The organism is Iodobacter sp. BJB302 (assembly GCF_002735645.1).
Classification (GTDB): domain Bacteria; phylum Pseudomonadota; class Gammaproteobacteria; order Burkholderiales; family Chitinibacteraceae; genus Iodobacter.
Genome location: NZ_PDZG01000024.1, coordinates 21,223 through 37,320, shown reverse-complemented (window position 1 = coordinate 37,320; position 16,098 = coordinate 21,223). Strand labels below are relative to the sequence as shown.

Here is a 16,098-nt window from a genome sequence, read left to right as displayed (position 1 = left end):
AGCACTTTATTCACTTAAATGAGTATTTGCGCTTTGTTTGTAGCAAATTGGGTGTTAAAAACCACACTTTTTTCCTAGTGCGATTGAGGGGTTTCAGATATTTCCTTATAGATCTAACATCTGTTAGAAATGTAGTCCGGGTATTTAAGGTACATATTTTTTTGTAATAATCTATCAGTGAAAGCCGCAGGTTCTTGTTAGAATGAAACCGTTTGCCCGATTCAATCATGAACTGGATTGCTGATGCCCGTACTCGAAACGATTGCTGATAAAGATCTGCCCCTTAAACGGGATCTTGAATTACTCGCTGAACTACTCGCTGCGACCATTCGCGAGCAAGCAGGGATTGCTACTGCCGAGCAGATAGAGTCCATTCGTGAACTCGCTCTGTCCTATGTGCAAGGCAGCAATCCGGAAGCGGGTAAAATGCTTGCCAAATCTTTATCTGGTCTGGATCCAGCCACCACCGTTGCCTTGGTGCGTGGTTTTGGTTATTTTTCGCACCTGTCTAATATTGCTGAAGATTTACACCATAATCGCCGCCGCCGCGCGCATAAGATTGCGGGCTCCGGCCCTCAGCGCGGCAGTATTGCAGCAGCGATTAATACCTTAACAGGCAGAGGTGTTAAGGCCGCAGAAATTATTTCCATGCTGGGTGAAAGCTTAATTGCCCCCGTGCTGACGGCTCACCCAACTGAAGTAAAGCGCAAGACCATCCTGGATTCCCACCGTGCTGTGGCGCAGCTCTTAGCCGAGCGCGATCGCTATGCCATGACGCCTGAAGAGTTAAGCGATAATAAAGCGGCTCTGGAGCGTGTCTTGCTGGCGCTGTGGCAAACCCGCGAAATTCGTACTTTTAAGCTGACTGTTCAGGACGAGATTGAAAACGGTGCTGCGTATTTCCGCAATACTTTCCTGCACGAACTGCCACGGCTTTATCTGGATTTGGAAGACAAGCTGGCAGGGCTCTGTGAGCAGAGCATCAGCCTGCCTAACTTTATTCAGGTAGGCAGCTGGATTGGCGGTGACCGCGACGGTAATCCTTTTGTAACGGGCGATGTATTGCGCTACGCCGTGTCGCGTCAGTCTGGTATTGCTTTAGATTACTATTACCAGCAGTGCATGAAGCTGGAAAACGAATTATCGATGTCCACACGGATTGTGGATGTGGATTCTGCTTTGCAGGCCCTGGCCAATTCGGCCACAGATGAGAAAGACCGTAAATCAGAAGAGCCATATCGCCTGGCTGTCTCTGCCGTGCGGGCGCGTATTTTTGCTACTGCGGTTAAAATTGGCACTTTCCATCATCAGTTGCACGATGTGGCCAATGCGGCTGAATATGCGAATGCGCAAGAGCTGCTGGATGATTTAGCCGTGATTGCGTCCTCGCTTAAAGCGCATGGCGCAGCACTTCTGGCCAATGGCCGTTTGCGCCGTTTGCAGCGTGCGGTATCGGTGTTTGGCTTCTATCTAGCACCGCTGGATATGCGCCAGTATTCCGGCATGCATGAAAAAGTGATTTCCGAGCTGTTTACCCATGCAGGCCTTGAAGAATATATGCGTCTGGATGAAGCATCGCGCCGTGCGGTGCTGCTGCGTGAATTATCCAGCGCCCGGCCTTTGACTTCGGCCTACGTTGAATACAGCGAAGATGTGCAAAAAGAGCTGGATATTTATCGCGCCGCAAGCGAAGTGCAAGCGCGCTACGGCGCATCGGTACTGCCTAATTACATTATCTCTAACTGTGATTCGGTTTCGGATATGCTGGAAGTGGCCGTGCTGATGAAGGAAGTGGGCCTGGTGCAGCTTGCGCCTAAGCTGTCTTCCAAAATTAATATCATTCCTTTATTCGAAACCATTCCTGATTTGCGCAGTGCAGGCAAAATCATGACCGAGCTGTTTGCAATCCCACAGTGGCGTAATCTTTTGGGCTGCCGGGATAATGTGCAGGAAGTGATGCTGGGTTATTCGGATTCGAATAAAGACGGTGGTTATCTGACCTCCAACTGGGAGCTGTATAAAGCAGAACTCACGCTGGTTGAAGTATTTCAGGCCGCTAACTTTAAAATGCGTCTGTTCCATGGCCGTGGCGGTACAGTTGGCCGTGGTGGTGGCCCGGCGCACGATGCGATCCTGGCCCAGCCTGCTGGTTCAGTGAATGGCCAGATTCGGATTACCGAGCAGGGCGAAGTGATTACCGCCAAGTATGCCGATCGCGAAGTAGGGCGCCGTAATTTGGAAATCCTGATTGCCGCCACACTGGAAGCCAGTTTCCCAGAGGCTTCGCCCCCACTGAATGATGTGATGGAACGCCGTCAGCTGATGGAAAAGCTCAGTCTGAGCGCCTATCAGGCTTACCGTGATTTGGTGTACGCAACGCCTGATTTTATTACCTATTTCCGCGAAGCTACTCCGATTAACGAGATTCCGAGCCTGAATATCGGCTCCCGCCCGGCAGCGCGTAAGAGCACCAACAGCATCGGCGATTTGCGTGCCATTCCTTGGGTATTCTCATGGAGCCAGTGCCGCTTAATGTTGCCGGGCTGGTATGGCTTTGGTACTGCAATCAGCGAGTACCTTAAAGAAGCAGGCGATGAAGGTTTGGCGCTGTTGCAGCAGCTTTATCGTGACTGGCCGTTCTTTAACTCCACGATCTCTAATATGGATATGGTGCTGGCTAAATCGGATATTGCGATTGCGGCCCGTTACTCTGAGCTGGTTCAGGATCAGGAGCTGGCACAGCGTATCTTTACGCGGATTAAAGCAGAATGGCAGCGTACCGTAGATGCGGTACAAGCGATTTCCAAGCATGGTGAGCTGCTGGCTGATAACCCAATGCTGGCCCGCAGCCTGGATAACCGCCTGCCTTATCTTGACCCGCTGAATCACCTGCAGGTTGAGCTGCTCAAACGCCTGCGCAGTGGTGAGGCGAGTGAAGATGTACAGCATGCGGTGCATTTAACGATTAACGGCATTGCGGCGGGTTTGCGTAATAGCGGTTAAGACGTGCAATAACTGATAAGAAGCTGGGCTGGCGTGTAATACGTAACCCAGCTTTTTTTTGCTTGTGGATTTAGCCTGTGCTAGTTTGTCAGGCTAAAATAAGCTTGTATGAACTTTTTCATTACTCACCGCATATTGATTCTTCAGGGCAATGTCTGCATTGAAAGCCACCACCTGCCGCTATTTAGTGCTTACTCTGCTGCTCTGCATGGCTTTGCCCGCTGCAGCAGCAGGTAAATTGCCTACCCATTTTGGCGATAAGATGGAGGCGGCTTTGTCTTGCCGCAGTGAATGGTCGAATGAATGGTGGCGCAGTTATTTCCGGCAGTATTTGGGCGACCCTCTGCGGGTATGGGGAGAGGCAGAGTGGTTTGAAGCACAAAATGCCTCACTGGGCGGCAATACGGTAAGCGAAGTATTTGTGAGCTTGCCCAGCTCGGGTGCCTTGATGGTGGGGGCGCTGATTCCTAATCAAATCGAAACCGTGCGCAAGAATATCGAAGCGAGCATGGGTTTTGTGTTTGTTCCCTTGGCGGGGAAATATCCTCGTTATCTGTCCAAATTTGGCAGCGTTTTGGTCGGTCTTCCGAATGACCAAACCAAGTGGTATTGCGCGCGCTGGAATTTGGGTAATCGTCCCTGATGCTGCAAAGTGCAGTTATCCCATTTTTTAATCTTTCTAAATAAGAAAGATTAAATATAAAAAATATTTAAAAAAATAATTAATTTCTTTCTTATTTTTTACTTAAATAGTTTTTTTATAGCTTGTGATGTTTTCTGCTGTTTTCTTTTAAATCAATATTTCATTCCAGTTAATACCAATTATTGCAATTGCCTCTTTTAGCAAGGGCGTCTGATAGGACGGAAGGAGCTTGTTGCATTTAATTACAAATATGGAATTGTTGTGTATGGCTCAAGAAAGCAAATATTCAGTATAAGCAGTTTAATGTATACTTTTTTTGCTAAACACACAGGTTTATATTGAAATATTTGTGTAATTCTTGTGCGAAAACTACACCAATAAAATCATATAAATTACAAAAAATAAAAATTATGCTGCAACGCAATATTTGTGAATAACGCTATTTTTGATTGAAAACGGAGTTTCCTGAATAAAATGCTGCATTGCGTCAATGATTATGATACCTGGCTATGTAGTTAAAGCAGGCTGTTTTGCAGTGAAAGCAGCAGAGCATTTTTTTATTCACAATTGAGGGCTTGACAAGAAAAATAGAATGGTGAGTAATGAAACCCATCATGACCGGTTACAAAGAGAATTGGCTTGATACTGCTCTGAATACAGGTGAAGCTTTCGCAGAATTGACAGCTTGTAGGAAGGCGCTAATACCAGTTGAGATGCGTGAATAACGCCAATCAGTCTAAAGAGGATGGAGACTCCCTTTATGTCGAACTACAGTCGTTTAGCAGCAATTCCTGCTGCGTTTATTGTGATGCAAGCGTTTGCGGCACCCGCCTGGGATGCTGCAACCACCTATACCGGTGGAGAAGTGGTGAGCTACGGTGGTAAGGATTGGAAAGCACAATGGTGGACTAAGGGTAATGTGCCTGGTGCAGATCAGTGGGGCCCATGGGCTTTGCAATCGGGTACACCAACACCAGCACCTACTCCCGTGCCTACGCCAACTCCTGTTCCTACACCAGGCCCAACGCCAGTTCCAACGCCTGCTCCTACACCAGCGCCATCGGCTTGCTACCAAACATGGACAGCAACGACAGCCTATACGGGCGGGCAATCGGTTACTTATAAAGGCCGTAACTACAAAGCACAGTGGTGGACTCAGGGCGATGACCCAACGACCAATGTGGGCGCAGGTAAGCCATGGCTGGATTTAGGTGCCTGCTCAACAGTGCCAACGCCTGTTCCAACTCCGGTGCCGACACCAGTACCAACGCCTGTTCCTACTCCGGTGCCGACACCAGTACCAACGCCTGTTCCAACTCCGGTGCCGACACCAGTACCAACACCTGTTCCAACTCCGGTACCAACGCCTGTTCCTACACCAACACCTGCACCAACACCATCAGGCAGCACGCAAGTTGGGTCTTACTTTGCACAGTGGGGCATTTACGATCGTGGCTATCTGGTGAAACATGTTCAGACCAGCGGCTCCGCGGCGAAGATGACTTTCCTGAACTATGCCTTTGGTAATATCTATGCCAAAAATGGCGGCTACGAATGCGGCATCGTGACTAAGGCAGAAAATGGCTCGCAAGACGGTGGCGATGGCTGGGCCGACTTCCAGAAAGGTTTCGGCGCAAGTGATTCCGTGGATGGTGTGGGTGATGTTTGGGGCGAAGATGGCAAAGGTGGCTTGAAAGGTAACTTTAACCAGCTTAAAAAACTGAAAGCCAAAAACCCTAACCTTAAAGTGTTTATTTCTTTAGGTGGCTGGACCTGGTCTAAGTGGTTCTCGAATGCTGCTGCTACCGATGCAAGCCGCAAGCAACTGGTTTCCAGTTGTATCGATCTTTACATCAAGGGCAATATTCCATTTGATGCAGGCTCTAATGCCGGTGGTAAAGGCACGGCTGCTGGCGTATTCGACGGGATTGATATCGATTGGGAATACCCGGGCGTACAAGGGATTGGCACCAATACCGTTTCACCTAACGATAAGCAAAATAACACCCTGCTGCTGAAAGAATTCCGTGCTCAGCTGGATGCGCTTACCGCAACAACAGGCAAGAAGTATGGTCTGACTGTAGCGATTGGTGCAGGGGCTGAAAAAATTGCCATGACCGAGCCGGGTGAGTACAGCAAGTATCTGGATTGGATCAATCTGATGTCATACGACTTCAATGGCGGATGGGATGCTAAGGGGCCGACAGACTTCCAGTCGCATCTTTACAATGATCCTGCCAGCCCGCGTTATATCGATCCTAAAACAGGTAAACCAGGTTTAGCAGCGCAATACAATATCGACAGCGCAGTGAAAAACCTGATTGCAGCAGGCGCACCAGCCAGCAAGATCGTATTAGGTATTCCTTTCTACGGCCGTGGCTGGACGGGCGTGCCTAATGTCAACAATGGCTTGTATCAGTCTGCAACAGGCCCGGCTAAGGGTACATACGAAGCCGGGATTGAAGACTATCGCGTTCTGAAAAACGCGGCTGGCTCTGTATATGTTCATCCAGTTACCAAGCAGTCATGGAAATACGATGGCAATACATTCTGGTCTTACGATACAACCGATGTGATTCAGACCAAGCTTGATTATGTTAAAGCCAATGGTTTGGGCGGCGCATTCAGCTGGTCGCTTGATGGTGATGACAGCACCGGCACATTGATGAATGCAATGAGCAAGGTGCGTCAGTAAGACTCAAAAAATCTAGTCAGTGAAATTAGCAAGCTAGCTAGACTTTTAACCCTCATGCTCAGGCATGGGGGTTTTTTTTGCCTGAGTGGGGGATAATCCCCACTTTGCTGATTTGATCTGATCTCCCCATGTTGCCCATTCAATATAATTTTGATCTGAAAAACGCTAATACCCTCGGTTTGCCCGCCGTTGCCAGCCATTTTCTTCCGCTGACTGATTCCGCCCAATTATTTGAACTCTGTCAGAACCCTGGCTTAAAAGCGCTGCCATGGCGTGTTCTGGGCGGCGGCAGTAATTTGGTTTTGCCTGAGCAAATCAATGCCCTGGTGATTGCTGTTGCTTTGAAAGGGCGCCGTTTACTGAGGGAAGACGATGAAGCATGGTATGTCGCTGCAGCAGGCGGTGAAAACTGGCATGACTTTGTAAGCTGGACCTTAGCGCGGGGCTGGGCCGGCTTAGAAAACTTATCGCTGATCCCCGGTACAGTAGGGGCCGCGCCGGTGCAAAATATTGGCGCTTATGGCGTGGAAGTTAAAGATTGCCTGTATGAGCTAACAGCCTATAGCCTTGCAGATGGCCATGCCCGCGTATTTAGCGCAGCAGAATGCCAGTTTTCCTATCGGGACAGCTGTTTTAAGCAGGCCGAAGCGGGCAAATGGCTGATCGGCGAAGTTGTCTTTAAATTAGCAAAGTCTGCCAGCATTAAAACGAATTATGGCGATATAGGGCAGGAGCTGGCCGCGCTGGACTTGCCTCTGTCGGCCAGCGCCGTGGCTCAGGCGGTGATTAATGTCCGCCAGCGCAAATTGCCTGATCCGGCGGTAATTGGTAATGCGGGCAGCTTTTTTAAAAACCCGGTCGTGGCGGCTGAGCTGCGCGGGCAGGTGCTGGCCGAGCACCCGGAGCTGGTTTCTTATCCTGCAGGGCCAGATCATTACAAACTGGCCGCAGGCTGGCTGATTGAGCGCGCTGGCTGGAAAGGCCGTCAGCTGGGGCCGGCAGGTATGTACCAGAAACAAGCGCTGGTGCTGGTGAATCATGGCGGCGCAACGCAAAACGACATAGCCAATCTCACCGCCGCCGTACAAGCCGATGTGAAAGAGAAATTTGGCGTAGAGCTGGAGGCAGAGCCGGTTTGGTGGTGATGCTGGCGCAGTAGGGCTTCCGATCGCTGCTAAGTTATTTAGCTTTTGTAAGCCACAACTTAATAAGCACTCTCCTAGCATAGGGCTTAAATCCCCATTGAAGCCGCGATACGAGAAATAAGCGGCCCGTGGTTTCGATCAAGGGGCTGCTGCTAAAGGACAATACTCTATGTGGATAGACACTCATTGCCATCTGGATGCCCCGGAATTTGCCGCAGACCGGGATGAGGTGGCGGCGGCAGCAAGGCTGGCTGGGGTTAAGCAGATTGTGGTGCCTGCGGTGAGCGAGGCGACTTTTGCCGATGCGCTGGCGATGCGCACCCGCTATGGCTGTTTTCCGGCTTTTGGCCTGCACCCGATTTATACGGCGGTGCATCGGGATGAGCATTTGCTGACTTTGCAGCATTATCTGGAGCAGCATCAGCCGGTGGCGGTGGGTGAGATTGGGCTGGATTTTTATGTGCCCAATTTGGATGCTACAAGGCAGGTTGAGCTACTGGAAGCCCAGCTGAAGCTGGCACGGGATTTCGATCTGCCGGTGCTGCTGCATCTGCGCCGCGCTCAGGATCCGCTGCTTAAATATTTGCGTAAATGGCGGGTTAAGGGCGGCATTGCCCACGCCTTTAATGGCAGCGTGCAACAGGCCGAGGTGTTTATTTCGCTAGGGTTTAAGCTGGGGTTTGGCGGGGCGATGACTTATTCAGGCTCGCAGCGGATACGCAAACTGGCCCGTGATTTACCCTTAGAAGCACTGGTAATGGAAACCGATGCCCCGGATATTCCGCCAGCCTGGCTGGACCGCCAGCGCAATCAACCCGGCGAACTCGTCAGAATGGCGGAGGTGCTGGCAGAGTTACGCGGGATCAGCCTTGAAGAATTAGCCGCCGCCACATGCGCCAATGCAAGGGCCGTGTTGCCGGGATTACTGTAATTGAAAATATAAAAAAACCAGATCTTAAAACGCAGAGAGCACAGAGAACACGAAGATTCACGGAGAAAACTTTACTTGCTGATGTTTTTCTCTGTGATCCTCCGTGCACTCTTAAACGCCCGCATTTCAAGACTTGGGTTTTATTAAGCTGGTGGAGTTGCTGTTAAGTCTGTGAAATTTGAGTTAGCTAAAATAGTCCAACTCCAGTGCCGATTTGACTTCGCCCAGAGTGGCTGCCGCTACGGTGCGGGCACGGGCTGTGCCAGCTTTTAAAATCTGCATTACATGTGCCGGATCTTTTGCAAGCTCCAGGCGGCGATTGCGGATAGGGGCAATCAATTCTTGCAGGCGTACTTCCAGGTGCTGCTTGATAACCGAGTCTGCCAGGCCACCCTTGCGGTATTTGGCTTTTAAATCATCCACAAAGCTGATATCCGCCTCAAACGCATCCAGAAAAGTAAACACGGCATTGCCAGCCACCTGGCCCGGATCATTGATTTTTAAGTGCTTGGAATCGGTGTACATGCTTTTTACAAACTGAGTAATTTCATCCGGGCTGGCCGATAAATGCAGCACATTGCCCTGAGATTTACTCATTTTAGATTTACCATCCGGCCCAGGCAGGCGGCCCGTTTGCGGGATGATGGCGCGCGTTTCGAGCAAAATATCTTTGCCCACTATGGCATTAAAGCGGCGAACAATCTCGTTGGTTTGCTCAATCATCGGGGCCTGATCGGCGCCTACAGGAACGGCTGTGGCTTTAAACGCCGTGATATCTGCAGCCTGGCTTACCGGGTAGGCCAAAAAGCCGGCCGGAATATCCCTTTGGAAGTTCTTTTGGCGAATTTCTTCTTTAACCGTAGGATTGCGCTCAAGGCGGGCAACGGTTACCAGATTCATAAAGTAGTAAGTCAGCTCGGATAATTCCGGCACCTGCGATTGAATAAAAATCGTGTTTTTAGCAGGATCAAGGCCAACAGCGAGGTAATCGAGTGCTACTTCAAGCACATTGCGATGTACCACATCATGATCGGTATCGGTCAGTGCTTGGGCGTCAGCCAACATTAAAAATTGTGTATGTTTGTCCTGAAAGGCAAGGCGGTTTTGCAATGAACCTACAAAGTGGCCTAAATGCAGCGGGCCAGTTGTTCGGTCACCAGTCAGAATAATATGCGAAGTCATGTACTCGATCCTTGTTTGGATTAAAGCCGCCGAGCCCATGGGGTATGTGGATATAACAATGCCGCCTGGACCGGCGGCATTGTTCAATAAAATGAGCTTAAGCCGCCAGTAACATATATTGGCGGTAGTACCAGCTCTGGGCTGGGGGTGTAGCGAAAAGGGTGGCTTGTGTTGCTTTCATGGCCATCACTATTGCAGCTTTCATGCCGTCTGTCTACCGTATGTGATTACTTAATGATAACTATTGTTGTTTAGCTTTTGTTACAGCCGCAGACAGGGCAGGCCGGATCACGCTTATAGCGCATTTCCCGCCATTGCATATTGCGCGCATCCAGCAGCTGTAAACGTCCAATCAGCGGGCTGCCAAGGCCAAGAATTAGTTTGAGTGCTTCTGCTGCCTGTGCGGCCCCAATCATCCCTACGAGAGGGGCAAAAACCCCAAAAGTAGCGCATGGACCATCGCTGGCCTCGCCTTCTTCACCAAACAGACAGTGGTAACAGGGGGCGTTGTCCAGCCTGGAATCAAAGGCTGTAAGCTGCCCATCAAAGCGAACTGCAGCACCAGAAACCAGAGGCACTTTATGCCTAACACAGGCGCGGTTTACAGCATGGCGGGTGGCAAAATTATCACAGCAATCCAACACGATATCTGCAGCGGCAACAAGCTGATCCAGTTCTTTGTTGCTTGCTCTGGTACTCAGCGCATTAACCCTGATGTGCGGGTTCAGTGCATAAATGGCCTGAGCGGCAGATTGCGCTTTATTCTGGCCCAGACTGGCTGTGCTGTGGATGATCTGGCGCTGTAAATTAGATAAATCAACCTGATCATTGTCCACAATGGTGAGCGTGCCCACGCCTGCCGATGCCAGATAAAGTGCCGCAGGTGATCCTAAGCCTCCGGCGCCAATTAACAGTACATGGGCCTGGCTGATTTTTTCTTGGCCTTCAATGCCAATTTCATCGAGCAGAATATGGCGGCTGTAGCGCAGCAGGGCTTGATCATCCAGCGTGTCTTCGCAGCTGGCAGAAGGGTTTGGGCAGACGCTCATGGTTGAAAATCGCAGTTAGGGTGAGAAATTATACGAGAAGGCGGCAGGTGCTGCGTGTTTGGGCTTAAAGAGCGGGGGATACGGGCAGATCATGAGGCGGCAAAATGCGTTTCTTCAAACTTGTTTTGCTTCGTAAAAAAAGCGCCAGCCATGCTCAGGATTATTAACACAGTACTCCCTTACAAATACCGCCGCAGTTCTTCTGGTGTTTCATCGTGATCGCCGTGCGGATGTTTTTCCCATACTTTAACGTAGACATCACGGTTTTTAATATTGTGTTCAGGGATTTCTAAATTACTGCAGGCGATATCTTCGCAATAGTGGGCGAGGGCGCGTTTGATTTTGCTCAGGATGCTTTCATCTAAATGAAAGCCTGCTTGCTTTAACTGCTCTTCCAGCCACTGTAAGCGGTATTGGGGTAAAGGGTAGCGTACGCTGATACAGGGCTTATTGCCTGATGTGTGTGCAATAACCCCCTCTAAAGAATTCAAAAAGAGTACGGCATGCAGGGCTTGATCTGGCGGAAGCGGATAGAGCTGTATCAAATGATGCCTGGCACCGTTGCTTAAGCAGGGTTTCATCGCGATCCTCCTGTAGACGTTTTAGTTTAGGCCGATGAAACTTACTTTGCACGCAATGAAAAACAGCTCCCGGAGGAGCTGTCTGATCAGATGCAGGCTGCGGCTGTTATTTAGCAGGCGCGGCTACATTTTTATTTTGCAAAATCTGCTGCACTTTCAGAATATTCAGCGCTTGTTGCAACTGGTAGTCGTTTTTAGAAGCAATTTCACGTGGATTGTCTTCAGCTGTTTCGCTGGCTGAGGCCGGTTTCAGCTTTTTAATTTCTGCTTTGATTTCCGCTTTGGTTTCAGATGCTGTTTTTTTGCTGCCAGCTTCCTTATCGGTCGGATTATCTAAACGATGTCCTAAATCGGCTTCACGAATACGGAAGGCGTTTTGCTCCTTGCCGTTCAGCACTGCTTCTTCGACTTCAATATCCGGTGTAATGCCTTTCAACTGAATTGAGCGGCCAAGTGGCGTGAAATAACGAGCGGTGGTGAGCTTCAGTGCGGTTTTGTTATCAATAGGCATAATGGTCTGCACCGATGCCTTACCAAAGGTTTGCGTACCCACCACAATAGCGCGTTTATGGTCTTGCAATGCGCCCGCTACAATTTCTGAAGCCGAAGCAGAGCCGCCATTCACCAGTACAACCAGCGGCACGTTTTTCACTTCCTTAGGCGTGTTTTTAAAATAATCTTCTCTGCCATTCTGACGCAGATAGTTTTCTTTGCTTGCTGTCAGTTTGATTTTGGAATCAGGAGTGCGGCCTTCGGTGTAAACCACCAGCGCATCTTTAGGTAAGAATGCAGCAGAAACACCTACGGCACCATTTAACAGGCCACCCGGATCATTCCGTAAATCGAGCACAACGCCTTTAAGCGGTGCTTTATTTTCTTTGTACAGGGCATCAAGGGCCTGAGCTACGTTTTCTGTGGTGTGCTCCTGGAACTGGGCAACACGGATGTAGCCGTAGCCTGGTTCGGCCATTTTGGATTTCACGCTTTGTACTTTAATGACAGCGCGTTTCAGCGTCAGAATAATGGGCTTGCCTTCGCCTTTACGCAGCATGGTCAGCGTCACCGACGAGCCAATTTTGCCGCGCATTTTAGTCACGGCATCATTGAGCGACATGCCTTGTACCGGCGTTTCATCAATCTTGGCAATAAAGTCGCCCGCTTTTACACCGGCACGATAGGCAGGTGTATCTTCAATGGGCGATACAACGCGCACAAGGCCGTCTTCCATGCTGACTTCTATTCCAAGGCCACCAAATTCGCCCTGGGTTTGAATCTGCATATCTTTGAAGGCTTCGGCATCCAGATAAGTGGAGTGCGGATCAAGACCCGATACCATGCCTTTAATGGCTTCAGTAATGAGTTTTTTATCTTCGACTGGCTCTACATAGCTCTGCTTGATCAAGCCAAAAACAGTAGAAAATGCACGCAGCTCTTCAACGGGTAAGGGGTTGCCTCCCGCATCTTTATCAGCCACTGCGTTAAAGGAAAGACTCAGGGCAATGCCCAGACCTGCACCTGCCAGTAGCAAGGCAATCTTTTGGAGCTTTGGTTTTTTGTTGCTCGAGGACATCCGTGTTTTCCTGTTATAGGCTTGCTGATATGGGGCGTCGTAATGGTCTAGCCAGCCCACGCCAATGGGTCTACGGGGCGGCCGTTTTGTCTTAATTCAAAGTATAAGCCGGAATCTGCCATTCCACCGCTGTTACCACTGGTGGCAATGCTGTCCCCAGCCTTAATCGTATCACCGACTTGCTTAAGAATGCTCTCGTTTGCAGCGTAAATACTCATATATCCACCGCCATGATCGACGATCAGCATATTGCCAAAGCCGCGTAGCCACTCGGCAAAAACCACCCGGCCACTGGCTACCGCTTTGACGCTCTGGCCGGATGCAGCGCGAATAAATACGCCTTTCCATTGCCCGCCTTCGCCACGAGCCGTGCCATAACGGCCGGTGATTTCACCCTTAATCGGTAAGCGCAGCTTACCTTTGAGCGATGCAAAGGCTTGTCCGGACTGACCCGCATCTGGCAGCGCGGTAGTGACTTCTGGTTCGGGCTCGGCCTTGGGTGCGGGTTTTCCAGCGGCTTTTGCTTTGGCTTGAGCTGCCGCATTTCGTGCGGCACGCTCCCTGGCTTTTTTCTCAGCAAGCTGCTTGGCCTGGGCGATTTTTTTGGCGCGCTCAAGCTCCTGGCGTTTGATAATGGCGTTGAGCTTATCAACCAGCCCTGTCAGCCGTTTTTCATCGGCGGCCAGTTTTTGGATTTGATTACGCTGGCTGCTGATTTCTTGTGAGAGGTTGCTCACAATTTGCTGTTTTTCCTGCTGCTCGGACACCAGCATTTCTTTTTGCTGTTTTTTCCTTTGTGCAAGCTGTTGCAAAGCTTCATTTTTTTGCCGGATATCTTCACTTAAGCGGGAAAGCTCACTCAGCTGCGCTTCCAGTTTATTTGCCAGCTGAAGTTGCGAGCGGCTGATATAGCGGTAATAAGTGAGCTCGCGGCTGACTTGATTAGGGTCTTGCTGATTGAGTAGCAGACGCCATGCTTCAATTTGCCCGGCTTTGTAGCGTGTTTTCAGGATTTTCCCAAGGCGAAGCTGGCTGGCCTGAATCCCTTTGCGGGTATGGCTGATATCGTTTTCAAGGCGGGAAATTTCAGCGCTGGTGAGGGCTTGTTCTTGCTGCATGGAGCTAAGAACCCGATTGGCATCGGAAATCGCTGTTTCAGAATCTTTTAAAGCGTCGCTGGCTTCGCTGCGGTGCGATTCATTGGCTGCAAGGTCTTTTTTCAGCTCTTGCAACTGGCCACGCAAATCTTTTAACTCAGCTTGTCTTGCTTCGGATTCTTGTTTAGGCGCGGCAGGCGTAGTCGGTGCAGCCAGTGCACAGCTTGTAAGCATTAAAAGAAAAAGCGCTCTGAGCATTCTTATAAGTTTACCAAGTATTTACCCTTACTTAGGGATGGTTTAAGCCTGCCTAGGCTTAAAAATGAGTGTGAAGTATGGCAGGTGTAATACCTGCAAATGAATCGCTTACTTCCCTGATTTCTTATTCTTTAAGCATCATAAAGCTAAAATATAAGCGATCTGACCACCTGCTGGTGGTCAGTCGCTTTATGGATTACATCCTGGCTATCTTACCAAATGCCCCTCGCCGTTCAGGACAAATGTACAAGTGATTTGCCCGTCATTTCTTCCGGCTGATCAAGGCCCATTAATGCCAGCATGGTAGGGGCAATATCACGTAAAGCACCGCTGCCCCGTGCCGCCATTGTTGCCGGGCGGCCGATATAGGCAAATGGAACCTGGTCTGTTGTATGTTGGGTGTGTGGCTGATGTGCTGTGTGATCAAACATCAGCTCACAATTACCATGATCGGCCGTAATCAGGATTTCTCCACCGGCTGCAAGCATGGCGTCAACACATTGTGCAACACTCTGGTCTAAAGCTTCAACTGCTTTAACCGCAGCGTCAAAAATACCTGAGTGCCCAACCATATCACCATTGGCATAATTACAAATAATGGCTGCGTATTGCTTTGATTCAATGGCTTCAACAATCCGGCGTGTGACTTCCGGTGCGCTCATTTCAGGCTGTAAATCGTAAGTGGCTACCTTGGGTGAAGGCACCAGGATGCGATCTTCCCCGGCGAATTCTTTTTCTTCGCCACCTGAGAAAAAGTAAGTGACGTGCGGGTATTTTTCGGTTTCAGCAATACGCAGTTGTTTTAAGCCTAAGTTGGCGATGTACTCACCAAAACTGTTTTGTACCTTAGGTTTGTCATAAGCCACCTGCAGTGTCGGATAGGCAGAGCCGTAATTGGTTGCCGTACTGAATGAAGCAAATTTGGGCTGACGCGCTTTAAAGCCATCAAAGCCGGCATCGGTGAGTGCGGTGGTGATCTGGCGGGCGCGGTCGGCTCGGAAATTCATAAAGATCACAACATCGCCGTCCTGCATGGACGATGGCGCACCAATAGCGGTGGCAGAAATAAACTCATCGTTTTCATCACGGGCGTAACCGGCTGCCAGAGCCTCAGCGGCGCTGTCTGCATGGTAGAGACCCTTACCTTCAACCATAACGTTGTAGGCTGGTTCAATTCGTTCCCAGCGCTTATCTCTGTCCATGGCCCAGTAGCGCCCTGTGACCGAAACAATCCGTGCTGCAGGGTGGCTGTCGCAAACGGCCTGCAGTTTTTCCAGGTAAACGGCGGCGCTGCGCGGTGGTGTGTCACGGCCATCCAGGAAGGCATGAACATTGATCTGGCCTACGCCCGCGTCGCTGGCTGCGGCTACCAGGGCATTAATATGGGCTTCGTGGCTGTGAACCCCGCCATCAGAGATCAGGCCTAAGATGTGCAGCGTTTTGCCACTGCTTTTCGCTTGTTCAATTGCTGCGGCAAAAACAGCGTTCTGACCGATAGAGCCATCTGCCACATCACAGTCGATACGGCTGATGTCTTGCTGCAGCACGCGGCCAGCGCCAATATTAAGGTGGCCAACTTCAGAGTTACCAAACTGGCCTTTAGGCAGGCCAACATACTCTTCGGATGCGTTGATCGTGGTCCACGGGTAGGTGGCAAACAGGCGATCAAGGTGCGGTTTTTTTGCTGCAGCAATGGCATTATCTGCTGTCTCTTCGCGGTAACCGAAGCCATCTAGAATCAGCAAAAGAACGGGCTTGACGTTTTGGCTCATATTTATTTTTCCTGTGATGGATGCTGCTGCGGATTTAATGCTTGCTCAGCAGACAAACAAATTTTAAATATTGCTAGTATTCTAACCCATTGCATAATAGCCTCTATGACGTTTGGCAATATTTCTACCAAATTAAGCCAGAAATAATTAGAATATCCCCTCAAACTTTTTT

11 protein-coding genes are annotated in these 16,098 nt (G+C 49.9%); 5 read left to right on the top strand and 6 right to left on the bottom strand.

Going from position 1 to position 16,098, the window contains the following annotated elements; all coding sequences use genetic code 11:
* Positions 1–243: 243 nt before the first annotated feature.
* From ppc to CSQ88_RS09765, 5 genes are all read left to right on the top strand, one after another.
* On the top strand, positions 244–3,003 hold the full coding sequence (ppc, locus tag CSQ88_RS09785; protein ID WP_099397919.1) for a phosphoenolpyruvate carboxylase: 2,760 nt from the start codon (positions 244–246) through the stop codon (positions 3,001–3,003).
* 151 nt (positions 3,004–3,154) lie between these two features.
* Positions 3,155–3,646 carry a hypothetical protein gene (locus CSQ88_RS09780; protein WP_099397918.1) on the top strand — a complete coding sequence of 164 codons (492 nt, stop codon included), beginning with the start codon at positions 3,155–3,157 and terminating at the stop codon, positions 3,644–3,646.
* A gap of 760 nt (positions 3,647–4,406) precedes the next feature.
* Entirely contained in the window at positions 4,407–6,341 is a 1,935-nt protein-coding gene (locus CSQ88_RS09775; RefSeq protein ID WP_257212546.1) for a glycosyl hydrolase family 18 protein, read from the top strand.
* A gap of 128 nt (positions 6,342–6,469) precedes the next feature.
* Positions 6,470–7,486: a UDP-N-acetylmuramate dehydrogenase gene (gene murB / locus CSQ88_RS09770; protein ID WP_218963059.1), complete on the top strand. Its 1,017-nt coding sequence runs from the start codon at positions 6,470–6,472 to the stop codon at positions 7,484–7,486.
* A gap of 169 nt (positions 7,487–7,655) precedes the next feature.
* A complete protein-coding gene (locus CSQ88_RS09765) occupies positions 7,656–8,417 on the top strand; it encodes a TatD family hydrolase (protein WP_099397917.1) in 762 nt (253 codons plus the stop codon).
* Between the two features lie 183 nt (positions 8,418–8,600).
* Here CSQ88_RS09765 and trpS read toward each other — a convergent pair whose 3' ends face one another.
* The 6 genes from trpS to gpmI form a co-directional block, all read right to left on the bottom strand.
* Positions 8,601–9,599: a tryptophan--tRNA ligase gene (trpS, locus tag CSQ88_RS09760; protein WP_099397916.1), complete on the bottom strand. Its 999-nt coding sequence runs from the start codon at positions 9,597–9,599 to the stop codon at positions 8,601–8,603.
* 251 nt (positions 9,600–9,850) lie between these two features.
* Positions 9,851–10,648, bottom strand: coding sequence for a molybdopterin-synthase adenylyltransferase MoeB (locus CSQ88_RS09755; protein ID WP_218963058.1), 798 nt, complete (start codon positions 10,646–10,648; stop codon positions 9,851–9,853).
* Positions 10,649–10,827: 179 nt separating this feature from the next.
* On the bottom strand, positions 10,828–11,229 hold the full coding sequence (locus tag CSQ88_RS09750) for a hypothetical protein (protein ID WP_099397915.1): 402 nt from the start codon (positions 11,227–11,229) through the stop codon (positions 10,828–10,830).
* A gap of 106 nt (positions 11,230–11,335) precedes the next feature.
* Positions 11,336–12,799, bottom strand: coding sequence for a S41 family peptidase (locus CSQ88_RS09745; RefSeq protein WP_099397914.1), 1,464 nt, complete (start codon positions 12,797–12,799; stop codon positions 11,336–11,338).
* 47 nt (positions 12,800–12,846) lie between these two features.
* The gene (locus CSQ88_RS09740) at positions 12,847–14,130 is read right to left on the bottom strand and encodes a murein hydrolase activator EnvC (RefSeq protein ID WP_180273617.1); all 1,284 of its coding nucleotides are present in this window, start codon (positions 14,128–14,130) and stop codon (positions 12,847–12,849) included.
* Between the two features lie 257 nt (positions 14,131–14,387).
* The gene (gene gpmI / locus CSQ88_RS09735; protein WP_099397912.1) at positions 14,388–15,926 is read right to left on the bottom strand and encodes a 2,3-bisphosphoglycerate-independent phosphoglycerate mutase; all 1,539 of its coding nucleotides are present in this window, start codon (positions 15,924–15,926) and stop codon (positions 14,388–14,390) included.
* Between the last annotated feature and the right edge of the window lie 172 nt (positions 15,927–16,098).

What these genes read in the sequence shown, in the direction of transcription:
- ppc (WP_099397919.1), top strand. Translation starts at nt 244, where the DNA reads ATGCCCGTACTCGAAACGATTGCTGATAAAGATCTGCCCCTTAAACGG.
- CSQ88_RS09780 (WP_099397918.1), top strand. Translation starts at nt 3,155, where the DNA reads ATGTCTGCATTGAAAGCCACCACCTGCCGCTATTTAGTGCTTACTCTG.
- CSQ88_RS09775 (WP_257212546.1), top strand. Translation starts at nt 4,407, where the DNA reads ATGTCGAACTACAGTCGTTTAGCAGCAATTCCTGCTGCGTTTATTGTG.
- murB (WP_218963059.1), top strand. Translation starts at nt 6,470, where the DNA reads ATGTTGCCCATTCAATATAATTTTGATCTGAAAAACGCTAATACCCTC.
- CSQ88_RS09765 (WP_099397917.1), top strand. Translation starts at nt 7,656, where the DNA reads ATGTGGATAGACACTCATTGCCATCTGGATGCCCCGGAATTTGCCGCA.
- trpS (WP_099397916.1), bottom strand. Translation starts at nt 9,599, where the DNA reads ATGACTTCGCATATTATTCTGACTGGTGACCGAACAACTGGCCCGCTG.
- CSQ88_RS09755 (WP_218963058.1), bottom strand. Translation starts at nt 10,648, where the DNA reads ATGAGCGTCTGCCCAAACCCTTCTGCCAGCTGCGAAGACACGCTGGAT.
- CSQ88_RS09750 (WP_099397915.1), bottom strand. Translation starts at nt 11,229, where the DNA reads ATGAAACCCTGCTTAAGCAACGGTGCCAGGCATCATTTGATACAGCTC.
- CSQ88_RS09745 (WP_099397914.1), bottom strand. Translation starts at nt 12,799, where the DNA reads ATGTCCTCGAGCAACAAAAAACCAAAGCTCCAAAAGATTGCCTTGCTA.
- CSQ88_RS09740 (WP_180273617.1), bottom strand. Translation starts at nt 14,130, where the DNA reads ATGCTTACAAGCTGTGCACTGGCTGCACCGACTACGCCTGCCGCGCCT.
- gpmI (WP_099397912.1), bottom strand. Translation starts at nt 15,926, where the DNA reads ATGAGCCAAAACGTCAAGCCCGTTCTTTTGCTGATTCTAGATGGCTTC.